Annotated in this window: 30 protein-coding genes; 12 read left to right on the top strand and 18 right to left on the bottom strand. The window is 48.6% G+C overall.

Annotated features, from left to right (window positions below):
* Window positions 1-9: 9 nt before the first annotated feature.
* Genes H6F51_24390 through plsX form a run of 4 tightly spaced genes read right to left on the bottom strand, consistent with a single transcriptional unit; the run spans window position 10 to window position 3,646 of the window.
* Window positions 10-648 carry a 1-acyl-sn-glycerol-3-phosphate acyltransferase gene (locus H6F51_24390; protein ID MBD1825612.1) on the bottom strand — a complete coding sequence of 213 codons (639 nt, stop codon included), beginning with the start codon at window positions 646-648 and terminating at the stop codon, window positions 10-12.
* Between the two features lie 32 nt (window positions 649-680).
* Window positions 681-1,562: an ACP S-malonyltransferase gene (fabD, locus tag H6F51_24385; protein ID MBD1825611.1), complete on the bottom strand. Its 882-nt coding sequence runs from the start codon at window positions 1,560-1,562 to the stop codon at window positions 681-683.
* A gap of 27 nt (window positions 1,563-1,589) precedes the next feature.
* The gene (locus H6F51_24380; GenBank protein ID MBD1825610.1) at window positions 1,590-2,588 is read right to left on the bottom strand and encodes a beta-ketoacyl-ACP synthase 3; all 999 of its coding nucleotides are present in this window, start codon (window positions 2,586-2,588) and stop codon (window positions 1,590-1,592) included.
* Between the two features lie 26 nt (window positions 2,589-2,614).
* Window positions 2,615-3,646, bottom strand: a complete 1,032-nt coding sequence (gene plsX, locus H6F51_24375; GenBank protein ID MBD1825609.1) for a phosphate acyltransferase PlsX — start codon at window positions 3,644-3,646, stop codon at window positions 2,615-2,617.
* 159 nt (window positions 3,647-3,805) lie between these two features.
* Here plsX and H6F51_24370 point away from each other — a divergent pair, with 159 nt between their 5' ends.
* Entirely contained in the window at window positions 3,806-5,203 is a 1,398-nt protein-coding gene (locus H6F51_24370; protein MBD1825608.1) for a DUF2079 domain-containing protein, read from the top strand.
* Window positions 5,204-5,281: 78 nt separating this feature from the next.
* Here the strand turns inward: H6F51_24370 and H6F51_24365 are convergent, their stop codons facing one another.
* Window positions 5,282-5,461: a high light inducible protein gene (locus H6F51_24365; GenBank protein ID MBD1825607.1), complete on the bottom strand. Its 180-nt coding sequence runs from the start codon at window positions 5,459-5,461 to the stop codon at window positions 5,282-5,284.
* Between the two features lie 234 nt (window positions 5,462-5,695).
* On the opposite strand from H6F51_24365, the gene H6F51_24360 reads away from it, so the two are divergent.
* The 3 genes from H6F51_24360 to H6F51_24350 all read left to right on the top strand — a co-directional run bounded on the left by H6F51_24360 (window position 5,696) and on the right by H6F51_24350 (window position 10,039).
* The gene (locus H6F51_24360) at window positions 5,696-7,120 is read left to right on the top strand and encodes a folate/biopterin family MFS transporter (GenBank protein ID MBD1825606.1); all 1,425 of its coding nucleotides are present in this window, start codon (window positions 5,696-5,698) and stop codon (window positions 7,118-7,120) included.
* Between the two features lie 99 nt (window positions 7,121-7,219).
* Window positions 7,220-8,743 (top strand): carotenoid oxygenase family protein, encoded by a 1,524-nt coding sequence (locus tag H6F51_24355; protein MBD1825605.1) that lies wholly within the window; start codon window positions 7,220-7,222, stop codon window positions 8,741-8,743.
* A 60-nt stretch (window positions 8,744-8,803) separates the two neighbouring features.
* A complete protein-coding gene (locus tag H6F51_24350; GenBank protein ID MBD1825604.1) occupies window positions 8,804-10,039 on the top strand; it encodes a lipid-A-disaccharide synthase in 1,236 nt (411 codons plus the stop codon).
* Between the two features lie 39 nt (window positions 10,040-10,078).
* Here the strand turns inward: H6F51_24350 and H6F51_24345 are convergent, their stop codons facing one another.
* Together H6F51_24345 and H6F51_24340 are read right to left on the bottom strand one after the other, a co-directional pair.
* On the bottom strand, window positions 10,079-10,168 hold the full coding sequence (locus H6F51_24345; protein ID MBD1825603.1) for an NAD(P)-dependent oxidoreductase: 90 nt from the start codon (window positions 10,166-10,168) through the stop codon (window positions 10,079-10,081).
* 76 nt (window positions 10,169-10,244) lie between these two features.
* Complete coding sequence (locus H6F51_24340) at window positions 10,245-10,961, bottom strand: Crp/Fnr family transcriptional regulator (GenBank protein MBD1825602.1); 717 nt, start codon at window positions 10,959-10,961, stop codon at window positions 10,245-10,247.
* Window positions 10,962-11,338: 377 nt separating this feature from the next.
* Between H6F51_24340 and H6F51_24335 the strand changes: the two genes are divergently transcribed.
* Window positions 11,339-12,100: a hypothetical protein gene (locus H6F51_24335; protein ID MBD1825601.1), complete on the top strand. Its 762-nt coding sequence runs from the start codon at window positions 11,339-11,341 to the stop codon at window positions 12,098-12,100.
* 181 nt (window positions 12,101-12,281) lie between these two features.
* Here H6F51_24335 and H6F51_24330 read toward each other — a convergent pair whose 3' ends face one another.
* A complete protein-coding gene (locus tag H6F51_24330) occupies window positions 12,282-13,106 on the bottom strand; it encodes an HAD family phosphatase (protein MBD1825600.1) in 825 nt (274 codons plus the stop codon).
* A 58-nt stretch (window positions 13,107-13,164) separates the two neighbouring features.
* Here H6F51_24330 and H6F51_24325 point away from each other — a divergent pair, with 58 nt between their 5' ends.
* Entirely contained in the window at window positions 13,165-14,103 is a 939-nt protein-coding gene (locus tag H6F51_24325; GenBank protein MBD1825599.1) for a cation diffusion facilitator family transporter, read from the top strand.
* On the opposite strand, the gene H6F51_24320 is transcribed toward H6F51_24325, so the two are convergent.
* Window positions 14,079-15,371, bottom strand: a complete 1,293-nt coding sequence (locus H6F51_24320) for a cytochrome P450 (protein MBD1825598.1) — start codon at window positions 15,369-15,371, stop codon at window positions 14,079-14,081. The two genes, H6F51_24325 and H6F51_24320, sit on opposite strands and share 25 nt — an antisense overlap.
* 72 nt (window positions 15,372-15,443) lie before the next feature.
* On the opposite strand from H6F51_24320, the gene H6F51_24315 reads away from it, so the two are divergent.
* Both H6F51_24315 and H6F51_24310 read left to right on the top strand, forming a co-directional pair.
* The gene (locus tag H6F51_24315) at window positions 15,444-16,409 is read left to right on the top strand and encodes a carbohydrate kinase (GenBank protein MBD1825597.1); all 966 of its coding nucleotides are present in this window, start codon (window positions 15,444-15,446) and stop codon (window positions 16,407-16,409) included.
* Between the two features lie 4 nt (window positions 16,410-16,413).
* The gene (locus tag H6F51_24310; protein MBD1825596.1) at window positions 16,414-16,875 is read left to right on the top strand and encodes a CYTH domain-containing protein; all 462 of its coding nucleotides are present in this window, start codon (window positions 16,414-16,416) and stop codon (window positions 16,873-16,875) included.
* Between the two features lie 4 nt (window positions 16,876-16,879).
* On the opposite strand, the gene H6F51_24305 is transcribed toward H6F51_24310, so the two are convergent.
* On the bottom strand, window positions 16,880-17,476 hold the full coding sequence (locus H6F51_24305) for a 3-isopropylmalate dehydratase small subunit (GenBank protein MBD1825595.1): 597 nt from the start codon (window positions 17,474-17,476) through the stop codon (window positions 16,880-16,882).
* Window positions 17,477-17,593: 117 nt separating this feature from the next.
* Here H6F51_24305 and H6F51_24300 point away from each other — a divergent pair, with 117 nt between their 5' ends.
* The gene (locus H6F51_24300) at window positions 17,594-18,304 is read left to right on the top strand and encodes a Uma2 family endonuclease (GenBank protein ID MBD1825594.1); all 711 of its coding nucleotides are present in this window, start codon (window positions 17,594-17,596) and stop codon (window positions 18,302-18,304) included.
* Window positions 18,305-18,315: 11 nt separating this feature from the next.
* Here H6F51_24300 and H6F51_24295 read toward each other — a convergent pair whose 3' ends face one another.
* From H6F51_24295 to H6F51_24285, 3 genes are all read right to left on the bottom strand, one after another.
* Window positions 18,316-18,774: an anti-sigma regulatory factor gene (locus H6F51_24295; protein MBD1825593.1), complete on the bottom strand. Its 459-nt coding sequence runs from the start codon at window positions 18,772-18,774 to the stop codon at window positions 18,316-18,318.
* Window positions 18,775-18,795: 21 nt separating this feature from the next.
* Entirely contained in the window at window positions 18,796-19,776 is a 981-nt protein-coding gene (locus H6F51_24290; protein MBD1825592.1) for a sugar transferase, read from the bottom strand.
* A 74-nt stretch (window positions 19,777-19,850) separates the two neighbouring features.
* Window positions 19,851-20,036, bottom strand: coding sequence for a hypothetical protein (locus H6F51_24285; GenBank protein ID MBD1825591.1), 186 nt, complete (start codon window positions 20,034-20,036; stop codon window positions 19,851-19,853).
* A 215-nt stretch (window positions 20,037-20,251) separates the two neighbouring features.
* Here H6F51_24285 and H6F51_24280 point away from each other — a divergent pair, with 215 nt between their 5' ends.
* Window positions 20,252-20,578, top strand: a complete 327-nt coding sequence (locus tag H6F51_24280; protein ID MBD1825590.1) for an STAS domain-containing protein — start codon at window positions 20,252-20,254, stop codon at window positions 20,576-20,578.
* Between the two features lie 76 nt (window positions 20,579-20,654).
* Here the strand turns inward: H6F51_24280 and H6F51_24275 are convergent, their stop codons facing one another.
* Together H6F51_24275 and H6F51_24270 are read right to left on the bottom strand one after the other, a co-directional pair.
* On the bottom strand, window positions 20,655-21,833 hold the full coding sequence (locus H6F51_24275; protein ID MBD1825589.1) for a SpoIIE family protein phosphatase: 1,179 nt from the start codon (window positions 21,831-21,833) through the stop codon (window positions 20,655-20,657).
* A gap of 87 nt (window positions 21,834-21,920) precedes the next feature.
* The gene (locus tag H6F51_24270; protein ID MBD1825588.1) at window positions 21,921-22,646 is read right to left on the bottom strand and encodes a PTPA-CTERM sorting domain-containing protein; all 726 of its coding nucleotides are present in this window, start codon (window positions 22,644-22,646) and stop codon (window positions 21,921-21,923) included.
* Window positions 22,647-22,888: 242 nt separating this feature from the next.
* Here H6F51_24270 and H6F51_24265 point away from each other — a divergent pair, with 242 nt between their 5' ends.
* A complete protein-coding gene (locus H6F51_24265) occupies window positions 22,889-23,293 on the top strand; it encodes a 4Fe-4S binding protein (protein MBD1825587.1) in 405 nt (134 codons plus the stop codon).
* On the opposite strand, the gene H6F51_24260 is transcribed toward H6F51_24265, so the two are convergent.
* The 3 genes from H6F51_24260 to H6F51_24250 form a co-directional block, all read right to left on the bottom strand.
* Window positions 23,280-23,966: an SAM-dependent methyltransferase gene (locus H6F51_24260; protein MBD1825586.1), complete on the bottom strand. Its 687-nt coding sequence runs from the start codon at window positions 23,964-23,966 to the stop codon at window positions 23,280-23,282. The genes H6F51_24265 and H6F51_24260 overlap by 14 nt on opposite strands.
* Window positions 23,967-23,969: 3 nt before the next feature.
* Complete coding sequence (locus H6F51_24255) at window positions 23,970-24,725, bottom strand: class I SAM-dependent methyltransferase (protein MBD1825585.1); 756 nt, start codon at window positions 24,723-24,725, stop codon at window positions 23,970-23,972.
* Window positions 24,726-24,796: 71 nt separating this feature from the next.
* Window positions 24,797-25,333 (bottom strand): phosphate-starvation-inducible PsiE family protein, encoded by a 537-nt coding sequence (locus H6F51_24250; GenBank protein MBD1825584.1) that lies wholly within the window; start codon window positions 25,331-25,333, stop codon window positions 24,797-24,799.
* A 162-nt stretch (window positions 25,334-25,495) separates the two neighbouring features.
* On the opposite strand from H6F51_24250, the gene H6F51_24245 reads away from it, so the two are divergent.
* A complete protein-coding gene (locus H6F51_24245) occupies window positions 25,496-26,626 on the top strand; it encodes a cob(I)yrinic acid a,c-diamide adenosyltransferase (GenBank protein ID MBD1825583.1) in 1,131 nt (376 codons plus the stop codon).
* Window positions 26,627-26,629: the final 3 nt, after the last annotated feature.

Here is a 26,629-nt window from a genome sequence, read left to right as displayed (position 1 = left end):
CTCAATTCGTCACCGTCCTAAATCATGTAACGCATGAATTGCAGCAGCGCATCGCTGAGTGATTTCCTCAAGCTCAGATCGATCGCTACTCTGCGGCGCGTCAATGACTTCCCCGATCCGAATCGTAATCGGCACAGGGCGCGGAATCGCGCTTCCAGGCTTGAATATCTGATGCGTTCCCCACAAGCTCACTGGAATTAAAGGCGAATTCGTTTTTGCCGCAATCCAAGCGGCTCCTAATTTCGGATCAGCAATTCGACCGTCAGTAGTGCGAGTGCCATCGAGAAACACACCCGTCGCCCAACCGGACTCGATCGAAGCCATCGCCGCTTTCATCGCTGAGCGATCGGCAGTTCCTCGCTTGACCGGATATGCCCCGTATGCCTTAATCGCCTGCTTCAGAACAGGAACGTTGAACAGTTCTTCTTTCGCCATATAAGCGACCGGACGACCGATCGCACAAGACAACAACGGCGGATCGAAATCGCTGGCATGATTGCTCACGACTAGGAGCCGCCCCTGTTTCGGCACATTCTCCGCTCCGTAGATGCGACCGCGAAAATAGGTGTGCAGCACCGGAGACACGATCGACCATTTGAACAGGTGATACAGAATCAAACTGATCAAAGGTTCGCGATCGGGTGAAATTTCAGCGTTCACAGGGCGGGTGGGCGTTTCTCTCATACGGGGATGTCAGCAAGACTGCTCACATTTTCTAACACGAGATCGGGACAAGTGCGCTTAATAATTCCCGTCAAAACTTTTCCAGGACCGACTTCGACGACTCGATCGACCTGTTCTTCCAGAAATTTGAGCGAAATTTCGCGCCACCGCACCGAACCCGTCATCTGCCGACTTAACCGACTTTTTAATTCACCCGCATTCCGGCTTGGAATTGGATCAACGTTTGACAAAACTGGCACTTGAGCTGCTTTGAAATTCACTGAATCCAGCACCGTTTGGAACTGCGCCGCCGCATCTGCCATCAGAGGCGAGTGAAACGCCCCGCTTACATTCAATTTGACCGCTCTTTTCGATTTCACTTGTGACATCACTGCTTCAACCGCCGCAGGCACTCCAGAAATGACCACCTGACCTGAATTGTTGTCATTCGCCAGAACCGCATCCGGTGTTTGTGCCAGCACTGCCTCAAGCTGATCGCGATCGAACCCCAACAGCGCTGCCATCATGCCATCCGACGCGCTATCCATCAGCTCAGCCCGACGCTGCATCAATCGCAGTCCCGCTTCAAAATCAAACACTTCCGCTGCATACAGCGCCGAATATTCGCCTAAACTATGCCCTGCAACGTAGTCAGGATACCGACCTTTCTCCTTCAGCAAATCCGCCAAAATCGTCTCTACCACATACAGACAAGGCTGCGTATAAAGCGTTTGCGACACTTTATCTTCCGTGCTTTGGCAAATCTCGACCACCGACCAGCCGAGAATTTTTTCTGCCTGAGCAAACTTCGCTTTTGCTGCGGGAACCTCTAATAAATCGAGTCCCATTCCGATCGCCTGAGACCCCTGCCCAGGAAACACCCATGCCGTTTTTACCATTGTCCTAATTATTTGTCATGAATCGAGTTAGCGTCCCCATTGAAAAACTGCGGCTCCCCAAGTCAAGCCCGCGCCGAAGCCGGATACCGCGATCGTCTCCCCTAGTTTTACCGCTCCTCCCCGCACAGCTTCATCGAGCGCGAGGGGAATTGATGCGGCTGAAGTATTGCCGTATTTTGCCAGATTGCTGATTACTTTTTCCGAGGGAATTCCTAAACGATGGGCGACTGCATCCAAAATTCGCTGATTCGCTTGATGCAGTAGCAGCCAGTCGATCGCCTCCACAGTGATATTTGCCCGAAACAGCGCTTTTTCAATCACTTCCGGCACTCGTTTGACCGCAAAGCGATACACTTCCTGCCCGTTCATCGTTAACGATCGAAACTGCCCTTGGGTGATTTCACAGTCGTTCAGTAACGCTTTTGGCTCTCCTGAATACGCCAGATTTAAGCAGTGATGCTGACTGCCATCGCTTCTCAGCTCAAATCCCAGTAAGCGATCGACCGTATTCGCTTGCATGACTACCGCGCCCGCACCGTCGCCAAATAATACGCAAGTCCGGCGATCGCTCCAATCCACCCAGCGCGATAGAACATCCGCCCCGATCAGCAGCACATTACGGTAAGTTCCGGTGCGAATATATTGCGCCGCAGTCACCAGCCCAAACACAAACCCCGAACAAGCCGCTGTTAAATCAAATGCCACCGCTTGCGAGGCTCCCAAGGCTGCTTGAACCTGGCACGCACTGCCGAACATATCGTCTGGAGTTGAAGTCGCGAGCAAAATCAAATCTAGATCGATCGGCTCAATGCCCGCCATCTCGATCGCGCCCCTCGCCGCCTCGGTCGCAAGCTGCACGAGCGATCCAGACGCATCGCTGAGCCGTCGCTGCCGAATCCCGGTGCGTGAGGCAATCCATTCGTCGGAAGTGTCCATGATTTCACTTAAACGATCGTTGTCGATCGCAGTCTCCGGTGCGGCTGATCCGCATCCCGTAATGGCAATTCCGACCCCTGAGTAGTCCACCAAAATCTTTAACTCCAGTGCGTAGGTTAGCTGTCAGAACGCGCAGCAACCGTTGGATCGTAGCTTGAGCGAATTCGGTCTAAAACATTGTTGTCGATCGCGTCTTTCGCCAATCGTGCAGCATTGAAAATCGTCGGAGCCTGCGAACTGCCGTGACTGATAATGCAGACCCCATCGACACCGAGCAGCAATCCGCCCCCGTGCTCTGCATGATCCATCCGCTGCTTGATTCGCTTCAGGTTCGGGCGTAATAAGGTGACACCCGCTTTGCCATGTAGCCCACGGGGTAACTCTTCGCGCAGAATCTGTAGCGCTACCTCACCGACCGCTTCAGCAAATTTCAGCAACACATTCCCGGCAAAGCCATCACAAACAATCACATCAAAGTGCCCAGACAGCACATCGCGCCCTTCTGCATTGCCAATAAACGGAATCAGCGGATTATCTGTTAATAATTGATGGGTCTGAATCGCGAGTTCGTTGCCTTTATTTGGTTCTTCGCCAATGTTAAGTAAGCCGACTTTTGGCTCAGAATTGCCCAAGACATATTGCGAATAGATCGTGCCCATCAAGGCGAACTGCTCTAGGAATTTGGGACGACAATCGACGTTGGCACCGACATCGAGAATTAGCACAGGCTTGCCAGCGATTAGCGTGGGCAAAACAGCGCCGATCGCAGGGCGATCAATGCCTTTCAAGCGTCCTAATCTCAGCAATGCTGCTGCCATTGCCGCACCGGAATGCCCTGCCGAAACCACTGCATCCGCTTGTTTTTGCTTCACCAAATCCATTGCCACATTGATTGAGGCTTTTGGCTTACGACGCAGTGCCGTCAGCGGCTCTTCTTCCATTGCGATCGTGCCTTCCGAGGACACAATTTCAATTGCCGAAGACTGCGTATGATGCTTCAGAGCAGCTTCCACCTGTTGCGGATCACCCACCAAGACGACATCGACATCGAGTTCTGCCTGTGCCCGCACCGCTCCCGCGACGATTTCGTCGGGGGCGTTATCTCCACCCATTGCATCGATTGCAATTCGTACCCGCGTTGATCCCATTGGCTCTAAGTTCTTAAAAACCTTCCAAATTTTATCAGAAGCGGATGATGCCCTCACCCTTGTCTATCCGAATTGCTTTATTCTGCCTCACAAGGGGGACATCTTGAGAAGTGTGAAGGAACAGGTTAGGCTATCTGCGTCCTGTGATATGCCGGATTTATGCAGTGGATTCCCCGATTCTGGAAATCAGAAAATTTTTTGCGATCGCTTGTGATCTCCAGTTTTGTGGTGTTTTTCGCTGTTAGCGTGATCCGACATCTACTGTTGCAGTCAAATGCGCTTGATTTAGGCTATTTCGATCAGGCAGTTTATCTAATTAGTCAGGGAAAAACGCCGATCGTGTCTTTCCGCCCCTATCACGTTCTCGGCGATCATGCGGCTTGGATTTTGTATCTGATCGCAGGCGTTTATCAGATTTTTCCCAGCGTTTATGGGTTGTTTGCAATCCAGAGTGGCATGTTTGCAATCGCGACGATCCCCGTTTGGTACTTGGCGCATCAGGCAGGACTCGATCGCCAGAAATCGAATGCGATCGCCGTTGCCTATTTACTTTATCCGCTTGTTTTTAATCTCAGTCTGTTTGATTTTCATCCTGAAGTGATTGCTCTGCCACTGTTTTTTGCGGCAATTTGGGCGGCGAGATCAAATCGAATTGGTTGGTTTACGCTGTGTATGGTGCTGATTTTGGGGTGTCGGGCATCTTTGGCGCTGTCGATCTCGGCAATGGGAGTTTGGCTGATTGGGTTTGAAGGGCGTAAAAAATCTGGGGCGATCGCGCTCATTCTGGGTGTGAGTTGGTTTGCGATTGCAACGGGGGTGATTATTCCTCACTTTCGTCCCGCAGGAGCGGATTTTGTCATGCGCTACAGCTATTTGGGCGCTTCGATCGGTGAGATTGTACAAAATCTGGGCTTAAAGCCTTGGCTTTGGGTCAGACGGCTTTTCTCGATCGAGAACCTACTTTATCTTGTGCTAGTTTTGGCACCGATCGGCTGGGGTGTTTCGCTGCGTCATTTTGCGCCGCTTGTAGCAACCATTCCAGTGTTTGCAATGAATTTACTCTCGGAGTTTGCAAATCAGCGAGATTTAGTGAATCAATATGCGCTGCCCATTCTGCCGTTTTTGATGGTGATGGCGATCTCAACCGTTGCAACCCAAAGACGACGATCGCGCCTGATCCTGGTCTGGTCGCTGATTGGTTTTTTAGCATTGGCGAAATTCGGTTATTTTGGGTCGCGTTACCTTGATCGCGTTTCGATCCTATCGGAAACTTATGCTGCGATCGCGCAAATTACGACTAAAGAGCCTGTGTTGACGACGAGTTATCTTGTGCCGCACCTCGCGCATCGAACGGCGATCGACTACCTCAAGCTCAGCGAACCCGCGACGAACCTAAACGATTTTAAGTACGTTCTACTCAATCCAGCATTTCCGGGATGGGCAAGCAGTTCACAGTTCGCTCAACAGATTTTGAGTCAAGTTCAAGCCAACCCAGACTTCGAGCTTCGGTATCAAAGAAGCAGCGTCTATTTATTTGTGAAGCGATCGGTGGCTTGAGCCAAAAAAATCGGGCATCCCCCAAAAGAGATACCCGCAAGACTAGCTTTCAAGGTTGACCAGAATTTAGAGGAAAAATTACATCAGACCCAGGAAGTGAAGCGTTCCACCACCCGTCAAGTATTCCGTAGCTAAAGCAGCGACAAAACCGAGCATTGCAAACCGACCATTCCACAGTTCGGCTTGCGGGGTGAAACCAAATCTCCAAGCATTGCGGTCTTCCGTAGCCGTTGCCGCCATCTTTTGTGTATCTTGCATGGTTATTACTCTGAAACGCATTAGCTGGAAATATATTAACTAATGTAACGAAAAGTGTCAAAGTATTACGTAAGCCAGAGGATTTAATCCGTAAATCTTATTCATGCAGCGACTGCAAGCCGAAAATTCTCAGCAAAAATCAGCGCTCGCTTAACTTTAATCGCTGAAACTCGCGCTAGTTTTGAATATAGCGATATGATCAAGGCGATTGATAATTGTAAAGAATCATCAATAATGATTGTCTCTGACGCTCGCTATCACAAACTCAAAGACTCGATTACTGAAAAGCTGTTTTTCGGTCATGAGCCTTCTGCTGAGCTAATCGCGATTCTTCTGGTCTACTTTGTTCAGGGAATTCTGGGGCTGGCTCGCTTGGCAGTGAGTTTCTTTCTCAAAGACGAGTTACACCTGAACCCGGCGGAAGTATCGGCGCTGTTGGGAATTGTCGCGCTGCCGTGGATGATTAAACCCCTGTTTGGATTTATCTCGGACGGCTTGCCGATCTTTGGATATCGTCGTCGTCCTTATCTCGTTTTGTCAGGAATACTAGGCGCGATCGCTTGGGTTTTACTTGCAACCGTTGTGCATTCTGCCTGGGCAGCAACTTTGGCGATTTCGCTCGGATCGCTCTCGACCGCGATCGCCGATGTGATTGTGGATTCGCTAGTGGTCGAGCGGGCGCGAGGAGAATCAGTGAGCGGTGCGGGATCGCTCCAGTCACTCAGTTGGGGCGCGTCTGCCGTGGGAGGCTTGATTACGGCGTATTTTAGCGGTGCGCTGCTTCAGCATTTTGACACGCGGACGATTTTTTGGATTACGGCGACGTTTCCGCTGATTGTGTCTTGTGTGGCGTGGTTGATCGCAGAATCGCCCGTCACCGAGAAAGCGAATTGGTCGATCGTAGGCGATCAGTTAAAGCAGCTTAAGCAAGCAGTGTCGCAGAAATCGATTTGGTTGCCGACCCTGTTTCTATTTTTATGGCAGGCGACACCCACGGCTGAATCCTCGTTTTTCTACTTTTCAACCAATGAATTAGGGTTTGAGCCGGAGTTTTTAGGGCGAGTGCGATTAGTGACGAGCATCGCTTCGGTGGTTGGAATTTGGGTTTTTCAGCGATTTCTCAAAGCTGTGCCGTTTCGCGCCATTTTCGGCTGGTCTACGGTAATTTCAGCAGTATTAGGTCTGACGATGCTGCTGCTTGTAACGCATACCAATCGAGCGTTGGGGATCGACGATCGCTGGTTTAGCTTGGGAGACAGCCTAATTCTGACAGTGATGGGACAGATCGCGTTTATGCCTGTGTTGGTGCTGGCAGCAAGACTCTGCCCACCGGGGGTAGAAGCCACGCTATTTGCTTTGTTAATGTCGGTAGTGAATTTATCGGGGCTGGTGTCGTATGAGTTCGGTGCGCTGTTAACTCACTGGTTGGGCGTGACTGATACGAATTTCGATAACCTCTGGATTTTGGTGCTAATTACGAACTTGAGTACGTTGTTGCCGTTACCGCTGTTGGGCTGGTTGCCTGGGGCAGATACAACAACGTCCACCGTTCAATATCCTCCTGCGTTGGAAGCTGATCCGGCAAAACCGATCGGACAGGCATTTATGCCGAACTTAGTTTCGGTGGCAGGTGAAACGGTGGAGACTTCGATCGAGTAGCTAAATCACCGCGGATCAGAACTCCGAATTTGTGAAAACATTCGGGGTTCTTCTCATTTAAAAGCCAAGTAAAAATCAAGGTAAAGGTACGAACGAACAATGCAAGGGTTTCAGCTTTTTGAACATGCGGCTACGGTTCCGACCAAGGCTTACAACACGAAAGAATGGCAGCGGGGCTATCGATCGCTCACGCAAGAATATGACTACTGGATCGATGAAATTGAAGGCGAACTGCCAGCCGAGTTAAACGGAACGCTGTTTAGAAATGGGCCTGGATTGTTTGAGGTCAACGGCGAAAGATTTCAGCATCCGTTTGATGGAGATGGCATGATTAGCGCGATCGCTTTTCACGATGGACGCGCTCACTTCCGCAATCGGTTTGTCAGAACTGAGGGCTATTTGGCGGAGCAGAAAGCTGGAAAAATTCTCTATCGCGGCGTGTTCGGGACGCAGAAATCTGGCGGTTGGTTGGCGAATGCCTTTGATGTCCGGATTAAAAATATCGCCAATACGCAGGTGATTTACTGGGGCGGTAAGCTGCTGGCATTGTGGGAAGCGGCTGAACCCCATCGACTTGATCCAAAAACTCTAGAAACGCTGGGTTTAGAGTATTTCGACGGCAAGCTAGGAAAAGGCGCACCGTTTGCGGCACATCCCTGGATTGATCCGTCGAGCAAATTTGACGGTGGCAAGCCTTGCTTGGTGAATTTCTCGATCAAGGCAGGGCTATCGTTTACGATCGCAATCTACGAACTCGATGTTGATGGCAATATTGTTCGCCAGCACGATTATCCGGTGCCTGGATTTGCCTTTATTCACGACTTTGCCATTACGCCGAACTACTGTATTTTCTTCCAGAATCCAGTGAAGTTTAACCCGCTGCCGTTTTTAGCAGGAACGCGATCGGCAGGAGAATGCATTCAATTTCAGCCGGATCAGCCGACAAAGGTTCTGATCATTCCACGCGATTCGGCGATTAAAGCAAAACCTCAAACTCTCGAAACTCCATCCGGCTTTGTGTTTCATCATGCAAACGCATTTGAGCAGGAGGGCGAGATTGTGATTGATTCAGTTTGTTACACCAGTTTGCCCGCTGTTGAACCTGGTGCAGATTACCGAGAAACTGAGTTTGATGCACTTTCACCCGGTCAACTGTGGCGTTTTCGCATGAACTTAGAAACGGGTCAGGTCGATCGCACTCTACTCGAACCCCGCTGCTGTGAATTTCCGTTTATTCATCCGGCAAAAGCTGGACGACCACATCGCTATATCTACATGGCGGCGGCTCATGCGGAAACAGGGAATGCACCGCATCAAGCGATCGTCAAGGTCGATGTCGAGACTGGAGCGCGGCAGCTTTGCAGCTTTGCGCCCACGGGATATGTGAGTGAACCTGTGTTTGTTCCGCGTGGAAAGGCAACAGAAGCAGGACTTTACACAGAATTGCAGGGCGAAGAAGATGACGGATGGTTGATTGCAACGGTGTTTAACACAGAGCGCGATCGAACCGACGTGGTCATTGTCGATGCCAAAGATCTCAGCATTGTTACAACGCTGCATCTGAAGCATCACATTCCCTATGGATTGCACGGAACCTTCACGCCGCATTACTTTGAGTCGTAATTGCTCTTTTTTGTGTGAACTGCGTCATCGATAATCAGAAGTACCATTCTGATTGTTGTTATGGCTGTTGATATTCTGATTCTGTCAAATGCTCCGGGTGAACTTGCAACCTGGGTAAAGCCCACGGTTCGGGAACTCAGAGCGCAACTCGGTTCAGAGCCGCGAATTTCGATCGTGCTGTCTCCCTGTCCGAACGCTAGTGGACAAGAGGCGGAAATCGCCCGGAGTTATCCCGAAGTAGATCGCGTTCAATCCGCAGAGCATTTTTTCCCGTTTCTGCTAGGAGGAAAAACAGCGGACAACTGGGACTGGCACGATCGCGGCGTGGTGATTTTTCTGGGTGGCGATCAGTTTTTCCCGGTGGTGATTGGCAAGCGGTTGGGATATCGCACCGTGATTTATGCCGAATGGGAGGCCCGATGGCATCGCTGGATTGATCGCTTTGGTGTGATGCGATCGGAAATTCTCGATCGCGCCCCCGCTCAATTTAGAGACAAAATCAGCGTGGTTGGGGATCTCATGGCAGAAGTGCAGACTCAACAGACAAGCCCTTCCTCACAAGAATACATCGGACTGCTGCCGGGATCAAAGCCTTCAAAGCTGATGCAAGGTGTGCCGATCATGATGGCGATAGCTGAAGAAATTCAGCGCGATCGTCCTCAAGCGCAATTTGTGATCCCCGTTGCTCCAACGTTAGATCTACCCACTTTAGCGAAGTATGCTGATCCAGAACAGAATCCGATCGTGCCGCTCATGGGCAACGTTTCCGGCGAATTGATTCAAGGCGATCGACTGATATTAAAAACTCAGAATGGAGTCGCGATCGAGCTTTGGCAATCTCGAAATGAGGAGCGGGTTCCAGTTTATGAAGTGCTGTCCCAGTGTCAATTGTGTATCACAACAGTTGGCGCGAATACCGCAGAGCTTGGATCGCTCGCTGTGCCGATGATTGTTATCTTACCCACACAGCAGCTTGATGCGATGCGGTCATGGGATGGACTCTTAGGATTGCTTGTTAATCTGCCGGGAGTCGGCTCTAGTATGGCAAAGCTGATCAACTCGATGATGCTGAAGCGATTGGGCTTATTAGCTTGGCCCAACATTTGGGCAAAAGAAATGATCGTGCCAGAACTAATTGGAAAACTGAAGCCGCAGGAAGTCGCAGACCTGGCGATCGATTATCTTGAGCATCCCGAAAAGCTAGATCAGATGCGCGATCGACTTAGACGAGTGCGGGGAGAACCAGGAGCCGCGAAAAAACTGGTCGCGATCGTCGCTGAAGAATTAGCACTTTAGGGGTTTCTGTCATGAATGACAATGATCCTGGAACCGAGATCAAGACAATGTGTTAAACACCTTGAGATCGCGCAAATATTTTACGACTGCGGCTCCCACACCTCCAGAAGCACCCGTGACAAAAATCATGACGGGGAACACTTAGAAATAGCAAGAAGAGCCGGGGATCACTGCATTCTCGGATCTTCTTGTGATCACGATCGTGCTAATTTTCGTTTAGCTTTCCTTCAGAACGAGCCATCACCGAATCCGTCGGTAGACAAAGGAGATTATCGCCCTGAGTCCGAATCATTCCCTTTTGCCGCAGCTTACCCATTAAGCGCGTCACCGTCACACGAGTCGAGCCGATCGCGCTACCAATTTGAGCATGAGTCAGAGGAAAAGGTAAGCAGTATCCCTCATCCGTGGGTTCACCGTATTCCTCGATTAACAGGGTCAAAAAGCCGAGCAGTCGGTCGATCGTCCGGCGTTGTCCTAGCGTACTGAGCCACAGCAATTTGCGCTGATGCTGATAGCGGAACGCATCCAGGACTTCGCGGCGGAAGTGAGGCCAATTGTCCAAGTCATGCCAGTACATCCAGACGACAGAGGTTTGATCTACATGAGCATAAGCCTGGAGCGTAAAGGGCGACTGCGCTACGATTTCAAACGGTTGACCCGTTCCCACAAATCCTAAAAAAGCTTCCTCTGGGCTAATTCGAGCCAAGCGAGCCGCATTCCCACTCGTTGCATTCACCTGAGCCGTACCAACCAAGCGAACCGCGCCCTTTTGTACCAAGTAAAGCAAGCCCGGACGAGTTGGAACCCGTTCATCTTTGCTAAAGTTGCGAACGCGATAATGTTCCTGCGCCCAATCAATGATTCGTTGCCAAGTGAGGAACGGACGAGCCGCGTCAGAATTTTGGGGAGTGACTGAGTACATATATTAATAGGCTGTTGGAGAACAGTGAGACTTTGACAAGCGCTGAGTCCAGCGGGGTTGCAGAAGAGATTCAAACCAATGGAAGGTTTGCTCAGGGGGTGTGGTCAGTTCTCTGTATCCGGTGTCTTTACGAGATTATACGGAGAAATTGGCTACTTACAGTGGAATCACGGTGATTTTTACAGATTCAAGCATAAACTACTGGTAGAGCTGAACTTTTTTGGTCAAAAGTGTCTCATTTTAGGGCTTCAACCGTAATTACTGTGAATTGTAACCTACCAAAGATTACTTATCCTACGCTTCGCTCATTGTTACTTCTGAAAATATACGAGGTAATCTGCCAAAAGACGGATGTTGAAGTAGAAAACGCCCTAATTATGCACTCGAAATTCGGGATAGAACTCTCAAATTTCAAGCATTTTCAGCAATTGAGCGTGCCGAAACAGGTTAGGAATCAAACTGCGATCGCCCTATATCGCTCGTCGATCGCGCTTCAATTGGGTGTAGGATCAATCCAAACGACTCAGCAAGTTGCAGGTCAAATTATTGACTTCTTTCTATCGTCGCCGTTCGATTCTGCAAAAACTGAGATTGAAAAGAAGCTTCTCCGTGATCTTACGGTGAGGGCAACTGAAGCAGGGCAACTTGAATTTGAATTTGGAGCGATCGCGATCACGGCTTGGCTGCAAGTTGTGCTACAGCATTGTTCGTCTCAGGGTCTTGAGTGGCAGTCGAATGCGGCACCCAATCAAACGCTTTCAAAAAATCCTGAGATTTTCTTCTGTCAGTACAGCTATGCCCGCTGCGCGGCGCTTTTACGCTTGGTCGATTCACAGGTGCTGATTAGTCAAGAAGCGATTTGGTTGAGGGATGGAAAACTTTTATTGCAACAGGAGCGATCGCTCACCGCGCAGATTGTCACAACGCTGGACACCTGGGAGGAAGCACCGGTTTTGAAGGCTGCGATCGCCCTTAGCCAAGCCTTTCAAGCGTTTTACCAACACTGCCAAATTGTAAAGTACAGCACAGTTGACTGTGAAATCGCGCAATGTCGATTAGCTTTAGTAATGATTACCCATTGGCTTTTGAAACAGCTTTTAGAGCAAGGATTGGGCGTGTTAGCACCGGAAACCCTTTAAGATTCGGCAGCACAAGTTGAGATCGAATGTCACACCAATGTCACAAAATCGCCATAAAGAATTTTTATCAGCCAAAGGGTGACAAACCTATGAAACCCACCTATAGTATTGGAGTGTGAGGAGCGAACCAGCTAAGGGCACCGAGACGAAACACGGCCAGTCGTCGGTGCCCTTTCTGATTTTAAAGCAAGAATTTTTCGAGTGCGATCGCAACCCCATCTACTTCTACAGGCGGCGCAACCCATTGAGCGATCTGCTGCACTGCTTCTGGTGCATTCCCCATCGCGATCCCGATTCCCGCATACTGAATCATTTCGAGGTCGTTGAAGTTATCGCCGATCGCCATGACGTTCTCAGGTTTGAGATTCAGCAACTCTTCAGCCAGGTATTTCACTGCTGCGCCTTTATTTGCCGCTGGATTGGTTGCCTCGAAAAAGGTCGCGACTGACTTCGTAAGATAGAGTTCAGCGGGCGTGTACTGTTTCTGCAAAGAGCCAAGCAGCGAGTCGATTAGCGCAATATCGTCACTCAGCGCCAGCACTTTTGTCGTTTCCATCTGGAGCGTCGATCGCAAGTCGCCCACGACGATCGGTGTGATTCCACTGCGTTCGACGTAAGCGATCGTTTCAGGAGTCATCGCGCGGACGTACAAATCATCATTGATATAAAAGTGAATCGACAAAAGTTCACGCAATTTGGGCTGCTCAAAATAGTCGAGGAGTTCTGACAGTTGCGCTCTCGGTACTGACCAGCGGCGTAAAATCTGCTGAGTCATGGGATCTTGTATCCATGCGCCTTGGTAAGCGATCAGGGGTAAGGTTGAGCCTACTGCTTGGTGAAATCGGAGTGCAGAACGATACATCCGTCCCGTAGCGATCGCCACTTGTACGCCGCGTTTCTGTGCGGCAGCGATCGTCTCTAAGACAGGTTCACGGATATGATTAGATTTGCCTGCGATCGTCCCGTCGATGTCTAAAACCAGTAATCGAATTTCAGAGTGCTGCATAACTTGATTCAGGGTGAAGGATTTCAGCTTCCATCATCCTCCTACCTCGGAACGCTTTATGGCTGAAGTCAATCAGAAAAGAATTAGTCGCCGGATTTTGCTGGTGACGCTTTGGCTAACGCTGCTGATGCTGGTGGTGAAAGTGGGAGCGGCGTGGGCGACACGATCGCTGTCGATCGTTGCAGAGTCGCTTCACACCGTAATTGCTGGATTCAGTACGGTTTTGGGTCTGATTGCGCTTTCGACTCCAAACCGGCAATCGGGGCGCGAGGTTTGGGGGCATGGGCGCTTAGAGGCAGGATTAGCGTTATTGCTGGTCGCATTGTTGGGGTTTGCAGGCTTAAGCTTGTTTGGGGTAGCGATCGACCAACTCGCGGCGGATTCAGCGTTAAGAACATTGCCTCCAGTGCAGATGCGATTGTCAGTGATTGGATTGTTGGCGGTTGTATTTTTAGCCAGTGTGGGGCTTGCGTTGTTTGAGCGTAAGGTTTCGCGATCGTTTGATAGTTCGATTTTGAAGTTGAATGCCCGTCACATTCTGCAAGATGCTTGGTTAACTATTCTTCTATTAGTGGGACTGTTGGGAATTTGGCGCGGGTATGTGTGGCTTGATCCAGTGTTGACGATCTCAATGGTAATTACAGCCGGAGTAAGCTGCTGGCGGGTGCTGAATTGGCAATTACCCTTAATGATGCGCCAAGTCGCGATTGCGCCTGAAGCGATTGGGCAGATTGTGCGCCAGGTGCAAGGTGTGACGCACTGTTATGGGGTGCGATCGCGGGGAATTGTGGGGCGGCAGGTGTTTGTTGAGATGCGGGTGATGGTGCATCCAGAGTTTTTGGGTGCAAGGGATTGGATTGCGGAACAGATTGAAGGGGGGATTCGTGATCGTTATGGTGCAGTTCAGGTGATGATTTTTGTCGAGGAAGCGCGGGACGAATTACAGCATCCGTTTGAGCAGGTGCGATCAGATCAGTCAAGCCGCGAAATCGATTGAAACCTGACCTTCAAGCCGTCTTTGGGGCGGCGAGTTGGAATAATCACAGGCTTAAGGCTTTGATTGGGTAAGAGATCCCAAGCGTAGCTTCGCAAGAGATGAGCCGCGATCAACTTCATTTCGAGTTTGGCAAAGGCAAGGCCGATGCAGATGCGAGAACCGCCACCGAAACCGATTAAACTAAAAGGCTTTTGCTTCGTATCTTTCCAGCGATCGACATCAAACTTCTCTGGATTCGGATACAGTTCCGGTAATCGATGCGTGAACAAAATCGAATACTGCGCCATCCAGCCTTGAGGAATTTGATAACCTGCAAATTCAAATGGTTTGATTACACCACGAAAGCCACCCGCGATCGGAGGATGTAATCGCTCTACTTCATTCAGGACTTGATCTAGGTAAGGCATTTTGCTGAGTTGGTCTAAAGTGATCGAAGAATCGAAGTGTTGTTGCTCCGATCGTGCTTTTTCTAACACTTCAGGATGTCGCGCAAGTTCTAGAACTAACCAAGTTAACATTGCGGTTGTGGTTTCATGTCCAGCAAATAAAAGCAGCAAAGCCTGAACCCGGATTTCTTCGGTGCTGAGACGATCGCCACTCTCATCTTCTGCCTGGATCAGCAAGCTTAAAGCATCATCGGTTGGGTGCTGGCGGCGGCGATCGATCACCTGATCCAAATGCACCAAAATTTGATCACGCGCTTTCACTGATTTGTGGAATCGGCTTCCTGGCAAGCTTGGAAAGGAGAAAAAGCCATCAGTGAGTGTGGCAAACAGATCACTAAAGCGTTTTGCTTCATCGCTCGAATCAATGCCTAAGAAGATTTGACTTGCAATCTCAAACGTTAACTGCTTGAATTCCTCAAACCATTTGAATTCTTGTTTTTGCTCCCATTTGACTAAGTATTTACAGATCAGTTTATCCATTGTTTCAAAATACCGCGCTAGGGCTGCACCATGAAACGCAGGCATGATCAACCGACGATTTCTCCGATGTTCTTCACCCTCTTGGGCAAACAGCGATCGACCCAGCAATTTATGAAACGTCTCCGGATAGCCATCCCGCCAAGAGAAGTTTTCAAATCCCGTTGAAAGCAGAAACTCGACCGCTTCCGCTCCCATCATAAATACAGCAGGCTTACCAAGAATATGCGATTTGAATACCACGCCATACTTGCGGTAGCGTTTCTCAACAAACTGCGGATCAAAGAGGAACGACAGCGTTTCACCGATGACGGGCAATCCAAAATTTCCGGGAGGTAAAGACATCGTGATTTCTTTAGGTTTCGAGACAGCAGGGGCAAATACACTAATAGAAGACACACTACCAGTAAAACTGTAATGCACCCTCGCGTGATTTGCTTAGGCGAAATTCTATTCGACTGCATTTCTAATCAACCTGGACTGCCGCTTGAATCGGTTACTTCCTGGACTTCTTACCCTGGTGGCGCTCCCGCGAATGTTGCCTGCGCGTTGACCAAATTGGGCACATCCAGCGCCTTTGTAGGCTGCGTGGGCGAGGATGAACAGGGTCGATCGCTGGTCGAATTGCTTCATACGATCGGAGTCGATACCACCGGAATTCAAACGCATTCCGCACCGACACGCACCGTTTTAGTTTTAAGATCAGAAACGGGCGATCGTAGCTTCGTTGCCTTTGGAGAGCAGCGAGACACAACTGAATTTGCAGACACTCATCTACAAGCCAATCAAATTCCAACGGAGCTATTTCAGCACGCAGATTACTTGGTGATTGGAACTTTACTACTAGCTTATCCGGAGAGCCGAGCCGCGATCGAACGCGCACTTCAACTATCTGAACAGTTCTTTGTCAAAGTTGTACTTGATGTAAACTGGCGGCCTGTGTTCTGGAATGATCAGACGATCGCACCTAGAATGATTCATGAATTAATCAAGCGAGCAGACTATCTAAAGCTTGCAGAAGAAGAAGCAGAATGGTTGTTTGAGACTACCGATCCGGGTGTGATTGCTCATCGAGTTGAAAGCTTAGAAGGAGTGCTAGTCACAGCAGGCGAGAAAGGTTGTGCTTACGGTTTGAGCCAGAAAGAAGGCAAGGTTCCAGCATTTTCGATCGCCGTTGAAGATACAACCGGAGCAGGCGATAGCTTCTTAGCTGGATTTGTTCATCAACTTTGTCAACATCAACTTACGGAAGTAAATCAAGATGCCGATCGCATTGTGCGATATGCGAGTGCAGCAGGAGCATTAACCACAACACGGGCAGGGGCGATTGATGCTCAGCCGACAGGTGCAGAAGTCGATGCATTTTTGCAGCAAGAGGAATAAGGCTATGGGTGTTGAAATTGAGCGCAAGTTTTTAGTTAAAGGCGATCGATGGCGAGATCTCGCTCCGGGTGAACTGTACCGACAAGGCTACATTCCCACTGTCGAAAGTACGGTGAGAATTCGTGTGGTGAACGATCGGGGTTTCATCACGATTAAAGGAATGAGTCAAGGCATCTCTCGCGCTGAGTTTGAGTATGAGATTCCTGTGAGCGATGCGGCACAAATGTTAGATACTTTGTGCAAGGCTCCTCTCATCGAAAAGTACCGCCACAAAATTGAGCTAAACGGCTTGATTTGGGAAGTCGATGAATTTTTAGGAGAAAATCACGGATTAATCATTGCAGAAGTTGAACTGAGAAATGCGGATCAAGCGATCGACCTTCCAGACTGGATCGGGGAAGATGTTTCACATGATCCGCGCTACTACAATTCCAATCTCACAAAGCATCCCTTCACAACTTGGTAGAGGACTAGCGGCTCCAAGCAACATAAGGTAACTTTGCTGCGGTGGCGCGGACTTGTTCTGCTTGTGCGACTAATTGACCGCAAGCATCCCATGTACCCGAAGTCAGCATTTGATGTGCGCCTGTAGGCATCGAAATTGCAGCCATAAATGATCCACACCGCACTTGCATTTGATCTAGATCGATCGTCACCTCAGCCTGTGGATCATTTGCTACTAGCGTTTGAAGCTGGCTTGTCACACTAGGATCAGCAGTCACGCAGGGAATTCCAATCGCAACACAGTTGCCAAAAAAGATTTCTGCAAAACTCTCACCGACGATCGCTTGAATGCCCCATTTTGCGATCGCTTGCGGCGCGTGTTCCCGACTCGATCCACAGCCAAAATTTCCATTCACAATCAGAATCGTGGCTGCTTGATATTGTGGCAAATCAAAAGGATGCTCTCCTTTAAGCTGAGCGCGATCGTCCGCAAATACTTGTTCGCCTAATCCATCGAACGTGACGCAACGCAAAAATCGAGCTGGAATAATGCGATCGGTGTCAATGTCGTTTCCAACCACGGGAATTCCGCAACCTGCGATCGCTTTAACTTCACTTACCATACTGTTTCGTCTTCCATTCAGTGCGATCTATTTTGGCATTTCTCAAGGCTCACTGAAAAAATGAATCAACTGTACTATAGTTAAGAAAACGTTCAGCATTGCAGGAAATTCCGCTTTATGGTGACTCAGCAGTCGAACAAGAGCGATGTGTTTTACCCGGAAACTGACGGCAAACCAATGGCAGACAACACCAAACAATTTCGCTGGATTGTAGTGATTGAGCAGAATCTAGAATGGTTGTTTGCAGATAATGCTGATGTATTTGTTGCAGGCGATTTATTGTGGTATCCGGTTGAAGGCAACAATAGGCTGAGTACCGCCCCTGATGCAATGGTTGTGTTTGGTAGACCAAAGGGCGATCGCGGCTCTTATCAACAATGGAAAGAAAATAACATTCCGCCTCAAGTTGTCTTTGAAGTATTATCTCCGGGCAACACGCAACGCGAAATGGAGCGAAAGCTGCTGTTTTATCACAGCTATGGTGTTGAGGAATACTATGTCTATGATCCTGATCGCATCCGATTAGAAGGATGGATACGGTCGGAAGATGGAATGCTCGATCGGATTGAATCGATGTTGGGCTGGGTTAGCCCTCGATTGGGAATCCGGTTTGAATTAGGTGCAGAACTGCACCTGTTTCGACCTGACGGAATCTCCTTTTTCTCGTTTGCTGAAATTAATCAACTGCTTGATCAAGAGCGCCAACGAGCAGAACAGGCGGAGCAGCAATTAGCACAAGAGCGCCAACGGGCAGAGCAAGCAGAACAACGGGCGCACCAAATGGCGGAACGGCTACGATCGCTCGGCATTGATCCAGAAGCGCTTTAAACCGAATTCTGCTAGCAAAACTTGACCAAGCGTAAACAATTGCGACCTTCGTTCAGACAGTGATATTCAATGTTCCAGCGATGCTGGTCTTGGAGCTTCTTAAACAAAGCTGCACCCCAATGTGCCTCATGTTCTAGCGGCTCAGGATAGTCTTGCTCAACTCGATCGATTAACTGTGCTAAATTAAACGGCGCTCCTTGATCCCAAACTCTAATTTCCAGTCGATCAACACAAATTCCTGCTTCTAGAGTGATCGGAGTCTGTCTTGGTAACAGTTCATGAGCGTGGCGAACTGCGTTGGTAAAGGCTTCGACTAAAGCAATTTGCCCCTGTAACCAAACTGCCTGAGAGACAGGAGCTTTCTGAAATGCTTCAAACCACGTTAAGATCTGGGCGATCGCTCTTAAATCTGTCTGAACGACCAATCGATCGAAGTGAATCACATCTTCTATTTCTGTAAGACCGCTCATCTCCGATCGCTCCTAAAGTCGTTAAAATGCGCTATCTTTGTTCAACAATACAACGATCGTTTTGAGCAATAGCTGTAGATCATACTTCAAACTCCAGCGTTGTTGATAGCGCAAATCGAGTTCAATCACTTCCTCAAAATTGCGAATCTTCGATCGACCATGCACTTGCCACTCTCCGGTAATTCCGGGCTTCACATCTAGGCGTTGCCAGCTCGGAATTTCATAGTGTTCCACTTCTTCGGGTAAGGGTGGACGAGTTCCGACTAAACTCATTTCGCCGTGTAAAACATTCCAAAACTGTGGCAGTTCATCCAGGCTAGTCTTACGAAGAAATCGTCCGACTCTAGTAATCCGTGGATCATTTGCATTTTTAAAGAATGCCCCTTCATTTTGATTTTCGACCTGAGCTTTTAATTGTTCTGCATCGCTAACCATCGATCGAAACTTCCACACCTGAAAGCGTCTACCTAAATGACCACAGCGCGTTTGAGAAAACAAAATTGAACCTGGACTATCCAGTTTAATCGCGATCGCAATCGGAACAAACACTAGCGCCGTAATTCCTAGCCCCACGATCGCGCCAACAATGTCGAGCGCACGCTTTGTCCTCGACTGAATCGAGGGATGCGTTGGCGCGATCGTGGGGCTAGCAGGGGGTTCTAATTCGACAGCTTTAGCCTCAATGGTGAAATGTCGATCAAGGTCTGCAAGCACCAAAACTGATAGAATCTCAGGCTTTACACTGTGCAAAACTAGCTCAATTTGATGAGCTTGGCAAGCTTTGAGACACCTCACTAATGCACCGATCGCACTACTATCGATAAACATTGTTTCAGCGAAGTCAAGAACGATTTTTTTGGGTGCAGGCTCTGCCTCGATTAATTCTCGACAAAGAGCGCGGAATGCAACCGCTTCGACGACAGTTAACAGAGGAGGCAATTTCATTATGCAAGCTTCTTCCGTTTGTACTGTTGAGAAGTGGGTCGGAGAATGCTGGATCATGTTGACCTCAAATAAAACATTAGGCAATGAAGTTTGAAAGCTGTTTAGACGAAATCGCTTAGGCTCTGTCTAAATCAATCCTTAACTGATAGCAGAGTGGTAATGTCGCTGCGATCGGTAATATTCTGCTTTTGCTCAATTCGATCGTCATGGTAAACCGAATGCTCCGCGATAATTGGCTTACGATCAATGCCCTGATGTCCTTCTAAAAAATTCCCCTGTTCACAGCGAAATACAACAAAATAGTCAATCTTTAGCAATGATATTGATAGAAATTAACGAATACGAAAATGATCAATTCGCCAATTCAGACAGGTTGAAAATACGGAATTCCCCCGCTTCTAATTAGACACAAGCACGAAAGATCTGAAATTTCACGTAAAGAAATTTTGGGATTATCAGGGCTTTATGGTGTAGGGTGCTGATTTAATTAAGCAGCGCTTTATCCATTTATCGATTACTTAGGTGAGCCGCGATGTATCATCCTGTGAAAGTGATTAAAGTTTGTGGCATTCTAGGTCACTCTCAAGCCAAGCAGTTTAGACAAGAGATTCTTGATTTGATTGCAGCCGGAACGAGTGACGTTTTAATCGATTTTGAGCAAGCTGCATTTATGGATAGTTCTGGTTTGGGTGCGTTAATTAGTGCGTTAAAAGCCGTAAGAGCGGCGCATGGTCGGCTGTCGCTCTGTGCAGTCAAGCAGGAAATTAGAATGCTGCTAGAACTTGCAGATGTGATTCAGTTTTTCCCCATTTTCTCTAGTCAATCCGAGTTCTATCAGCAGAAGCATACAGCTGAATAATTTTTGAATAATTTTCCCGGTGCATCATCGCTTGTGCAATAGTCTGGATCAATAAAATTCTTGCTTTACTAAGCTATCAAAGCTTAATTTGCAAAAGAGAACAATCATCCTCAAAGTCGTGATTTTGATTCAAGCATCTCACGGCTTGAATGATTTTCTTGGGGTTATCTAAGTCTTCAGAATGGTGGCAGCGATCGAGTAAATCAATAAATTCATTTAAAGTCCACATTGCTCCGTCTGGTTGCCGGACTTCATAGATGCCATCGCTAAACAAATAAAGTGTACTCTCTGGCTCAACTTTGAAAAAGTGAGTTTTGTATTTTGCGTCTGGAAACATCCCGATCGGTGTTCCGGGAGTCCGAAGGCGATCGATCCGATGATTTGGAGAGCAACCCGATAACACCACAGCAGGAGGATGTCCAGCGCAAGAATACATCAAGAGGCGCTTGGAATAGCTGTAAACTCCATACCAAATTGTAAAGTAGCGATCGCTGGAGGTTTCGGTCAACCAGTTTGTTTGTTGCTCTAATGCAAACGCTTCATTCAGCGCAGTTAGCACCAGTCCAGGCTGATAAAAATTAATTCCAGGAAGAATCTGAGCGCGGAGAATGTTTTGAATCGAAACAGAGACTAAAGCAGCACCTAACCCATGTCCAGACACATCCAGCAAGTACATGGCGAGAAAGTCAGAATCTAGCCAGTGATAGTCGAAACAATCGCCACCTAACTGTCGAGAAGGAAGAAACTGTGATCGTGCGATCACTCGTTCATCCATTGGAGCGGGGAGCAGCGATCGGACATATTCGGCTGCCTCTGCAATTTCTGATTCTAGTTGTTGTTGCTGAAGCGATAATTCTTGAGCGAGTCTACGCTGCTCCTGAAAGGCTCGATAGACTCTTAAACCTGCTCGAAGTCTAGCACTGAGTTCTTTAAGCTGAATTGGCTTGGCGAGAAAATCATCGGCTCCACTATCGAGCGCTTTGACGTGGGATTCAGGGGTACTATGAGCAGTTAGCAAAATGAAGTAGATGTCTGCCCATTCTGGTCTTGACTTCAACGTGCGACAAATAGACAGTCCATCAATTCCCGGTAAGCGCCAGTCACAGAGGATCAAAGCAGGGCGAACGGCTGAAATCAGGGCTAATCCTTCTTCTCCGGTAGTGGCTTCAACCACTTCAAACCCTTCCGGCTGAAGCAGTTTTTTCAGCAGCTTACGCATTAATCGATCGTCTTCAATAATCAGGACTGGGAGCATACAAGGAGAAAGGCAACCGTGGTGCAATCGTCTTTCTCAGAGTTCCCAGACTGACCCTGAAGTTACTGAGCCGTTGCGGTTGATCGCTTAATTCTGCTGATTCTGGCTCCGCGCCTTTCGCCATAACCCTAAGCCGAGTCCGATGATTCCCGGTAAAAGTAAGGGAGTGGGGACGGTAGCGGTAGCGCTCGCGCCACGGAGTTGACCGATCGCGAATCCGCCTGATCCCTGCTCTGAGGTAATCTGAATCGACTGAATCGGATCAAGCGGATCGTCTGAATAGAAGCCAAAATACTGGGCACCGCTGTTGCCGTTGACCAGTTGACTCAGCACATCAGAAGTTTCGCCACTTTGAGCGATCGCGGAAATCCTGTAGGGTCTTTGGAACTGTGGCTCAAGGAAGAACGTGTCCGGTTGAGCATAGAAGTCGAATGCAACGAGGTTCGGCAATTTGAGGTCAAGCGTCAGTGCGCCATTTGTAAAATACACTTCGCCTTGATAGTTATTACTCCAAGTCCGCCATCTTTTTTCAGGCTCAGGGTTGCCAACTTGCCGTTTGTTAACGCTGGGGCTGAACTCAATGTTGCCCAAGGGTGAACTCAGGGTCGATAAGTCGCTGCCTAAACCTTCATTACCATTCGGAACTTGAATGAGATTAAAGCCTTGATTCTCTAAGGTGTTCGCGCCGTTGATCCAGGAGCCAGAATTGTCGATCGTTACGATCGCAGCGTTGGACTTTGAAGCCGTGATCGTGGTCAGACTCGCGGCGACAAGGGCGATCGTGAGTCGGGTCATTTGTGCGGATGTAGTCATGCAAACTTACTCCAATTCAGGTGAAGCGGCAGTTGTCCCTGATTGAGCGATTCAGTCGTTTAGAGTTTAGGTAAATGCTGTGTGTTCGATGCCTCGATCATTCTGTCGGAATTACGGAGAGTTCGCAAAAGACTTCATGAAATCTTCATGGAACTCATCCGTAATACTGCGGTGTTGATTGATGAGAGGCAGCCTGATCAGAAATTTCATCTATAGAATGGAGGAAAGTCAGCCTTTAAGCCGTGAAAAAACGAGTTACACTCACCTTTCCCAAGCGCTCTGTTCAGATGCCAGTCACCTACCGACTAGCAAAAGATTTCAATGTCGCAGCCAATATCATTCGCGCTCAGGTTGCTCCAAATCAGGTGGGTAAATTGGTCGTGGAATTGTCAGGCGATATTGATCAGCTTGATGCGTCGATCGATTGGATGCGATCGCAGGATATTCATGTTTCGTTCGCCAGCCGCGAAATTACGATCGATGAGGATGTTTGCGTTGATTGCGGCTTGTGTACGGGCGTGTGTCCGACCGAGGCGCTCACGCTTGATCCGCAATCGTTTCGGTTATCGTTCACGCGATCGCGCTGTATTGTTTGCGAACAGTGTATTCCGACCTGTCCGGTGCAAGCGATTTCTACGACGTTTTAATTTGAAGCATCTGATTACCGCCACGCTGGAACTCATAGGGAACCTGCCGTAAATTAACGGTATAACCTTGCTCTTTCAACGCTTGCATGACGGGTTCGAGAAATGGAGAAGTTTCACCTGTCATGTTGAGCAGCAATGGAAAAACTCTCACTTCGGGCGACACGCGACACATTTCGAGAATCGATGCTAAATGAAATTCTAAGTTTAATTGATCGGAGTATAGAAATAGCAAGTGAGAACACAACGCTAAATTGAATTGGTTATTTTCAAAGGGAAGATTAGGAAGTTCATGAGTTTGATATCGCTCCTGCTGTAATCCAAGGGGAAAATCGGCTAGAAAGTGCCGCATTGAAGTCATACGGGTCTGTACCATTTCTTGAGGCGAGCGGAAGGTTGTCCAGATGAATTTTTCCCGTGTTGCTTGGACTTTACCGAGAATAGTTTCGTAGGTCTCATCAATTCGTTGTTGAATCTGCTCGGCTGAGAATTGATAAATCGGATCGCACGACGTTACGGAATAGCCCAATGCTGTCATCTCAGCATTAAAGCTTGCAGGCCCACTACCGCAGTCGAGAATTTTGTCCTGAAGATCAGCTTCAGTAAGGTCAAACATTTGAATGTACTCGGAGCGCGATCGACCCCAAGGCACAATTTGTTCTAACCGCAATCCCATCTGTTACGCTCCTGCAATGAAGACTTTTGTTTGATACTTCACATAGACTAGGCCCTGAGCATCTGCATTGCGGTGATACAACGCTTCGAGATTTTGTAACAGTCGCTCGAGCAGTTCTCCTGAACTTGGAACATACGATCGGCTTTTTGCGTTACCAATTAATGCAGGCAAATCGAGTGCGTGTTCTAACGTAAAACGATGTTCCTCGAAAGCGGAGAAATCTGAATTCTCTGGAAGCGTTTCCATACGATCAATCGCCGGATGCTTGTTCGAGGCTTGCCGTAATAATTCGCCGTATTCCTGAGTAAATGGATCGCTACGATCGCGTGTATTCCAAACTAATGCCAGTCGCCCACTTGGTTTAAGAATGCGGCGAAATTCCTGAAAGGTTCGCTCTGGTTCAAACCAATGGAACGATTGAAAGCAAGTGACTAAATTGACCGATTGATCGGGTAGTCCAGTGTTTTCTGCGGTGGCTTGGCGAAATTCTACTCGTGGGTAGGGTTCTGTCTGAGCGCTCATTGCGGTATTGGGTTCAATTCCCCAGACGAATAAACCACGATCGCTGAGTAATCTTGCTGAAATTCCGGTTCCTGCACCGATATCTGCGGCGATCAGTTGAGTTGGATCACCAAGGTTGGAGAGAATTTTGTCGATCGCAGCTGTGGGATAACTCGGACGATATTTTTGGTAATCGGTAGCGCGATCGGAAAACCGATTTAACGGATCGAGTGTATGAAGGGGAGGCGTTTCAGTCATAGTTTTGCAGGGGTCTGAAAGCTTCCATAGCATATCGCCTTTCAAACCTCTGCTGAGCCTGCTGAGCATTTCTAGTGATGATGTCCGTTGCCATTCAACGAGATAGTTTCCAATTCTTGATGATGTGCAGAGAACCGCTTCTCAGGGTCAATTCCCTTAAAGGTTGGCGGCAACCAAACTCGCACGATTAATAAGAATGCCAACGCCATCAAAAACGAACAGGTGGCAAGAACTTGAGTCCAATGTACTTCTAGAATTCCTCGCACCAGCACTTCTCGTAGAACAGAGACGATCGCCACCTCGACCGCAACCCCGATCGAAATCCGTTGCTCTTGCAAATAGATAATTAATAATCGAAACAATTCGACCAGAATCAGCAAAAACAAAATGTCAGCAGTAACATCATGAAAGTTCAACGGTGGCAGCAATGAAATGAACATTGCTCTTAACTGAATCACCATCACGCAGAACAATCCGAGGCACAGCGAAACCACAATCAAATCTTGAACCGTTTCCAATGCCTTCACAACATGGCTTCGGCTGAAATTGGTAAACCAGCGATCAGTTTCATTTAATGGGGTAAACGAGGGCTTAACCGAATCCTGCATTCTGGTGCTCCTTGAATTTGAGACTGCTCCCACTTTAAGTTGAGCGAAGTTTATATTTCAAGCCACTTTGCATCAGAGTGCTTTATCAATCTCATCAACGATCGATGTTTCATCCTCGATAAACCTGTTAGAGTAAATCTGCATTTAGAAACGGCGATTGATATGACTAGAGCAGGCGTTGGTATCCGCACCGCACAAGCGCGATCAGAACGCATGACCGGACAGATTCACATCTACGATGGGGCGGGTAAAGGGAAATCTCAAGCAGCGCTCGGTGTGGTGCTGCGATCGATTGGGTTGGGCATTCAATATGCGTCCCAAACTCGCGTTTTACTGCTGCGATTTCTCAAGGGGCCGGGACGCACTTATGACGAAGATGCTTCGATTCAAGCTTTGCAACGCGCTTTCCCACATCTAATCGACCAGGTTCGTACCGGACGCGGAGAATTTTTTGGAGCCGACGAGATTACCAAGTTCGATCGACAGGAAGCTCAGCGCGGCTGGGACGTGGCAAAGGGCGCGATCGCATCCGGGCTTTACTCGGTCGTGGTGATGGATGAACTGAATCCGGTTTTAGATTTAGGATTGCTTCCGGTGGATGAAGTGGTGCGAACGCTGAAGCACAAACCGGATCACATGGAAGTGATTGTCACGGGTCGCGCTGCGCCCCAAGCTTTGATTGATATTGCGGATTTGCACTCCGAAATGAAGCCGCATTACCACGTTGCCAAAGAAGAAGGAATTGCAGGAATCGAAATCTACACCGGGGCAGGAAAAGGTAAATCTACCAGCGCACTCGGTAAAGCTCTGCAAGCGATCGGTAAAGGAATCAGCCAAGATAAATCGCATCGAGTCCTGATCATGCAGTGGCTCAAAGGTGGAGCGGGTTATACCGAAGATGCAGCCATTAACGCACTGCGTCAGAGTTATCCGAACTTAGTCGATCATCAGCGATCGGGGCGAGATGCGATCGTCTGGCGCGGTCAACAACAAGAACTCGATTATGTCGAAGCCGAACGGGCTTGGGAGATTGCGCGAGCTGCGATCGCGTCGGGATTGTACAAAACGATTATTCTCGATGAACTTAATCCGACTGTGGATTTAGAACTGCTGCCGGAAGAACCGATCGTTCAAGCCTTGTTACGAAAACCTCGCGATACGGAGATTGTGATCACAGGTCGCTGTAAAAATCCGCCTGCTTATTTTGACCTCGCAACCGTTCACTCAGAAATGGTGTGTCACAAACACTATGCCGAGAGAGGAGTTGACCTGAAGCGTGGTGTGGATTTTTAGAGT

It is taken from the genome of Cyanobacteria bacterium FACHB-DQ100 (assembly GCA_014695195.1).
Lineage (GTDB): Bacteria > Cyanobacteriota > Cyanobacteriia > Leptolyngbyales > Leptolyngbyaceae > Leptolyngbya.
This window is presented reverse-complemented; position numbering and strand designations above follow the sequence as displayed.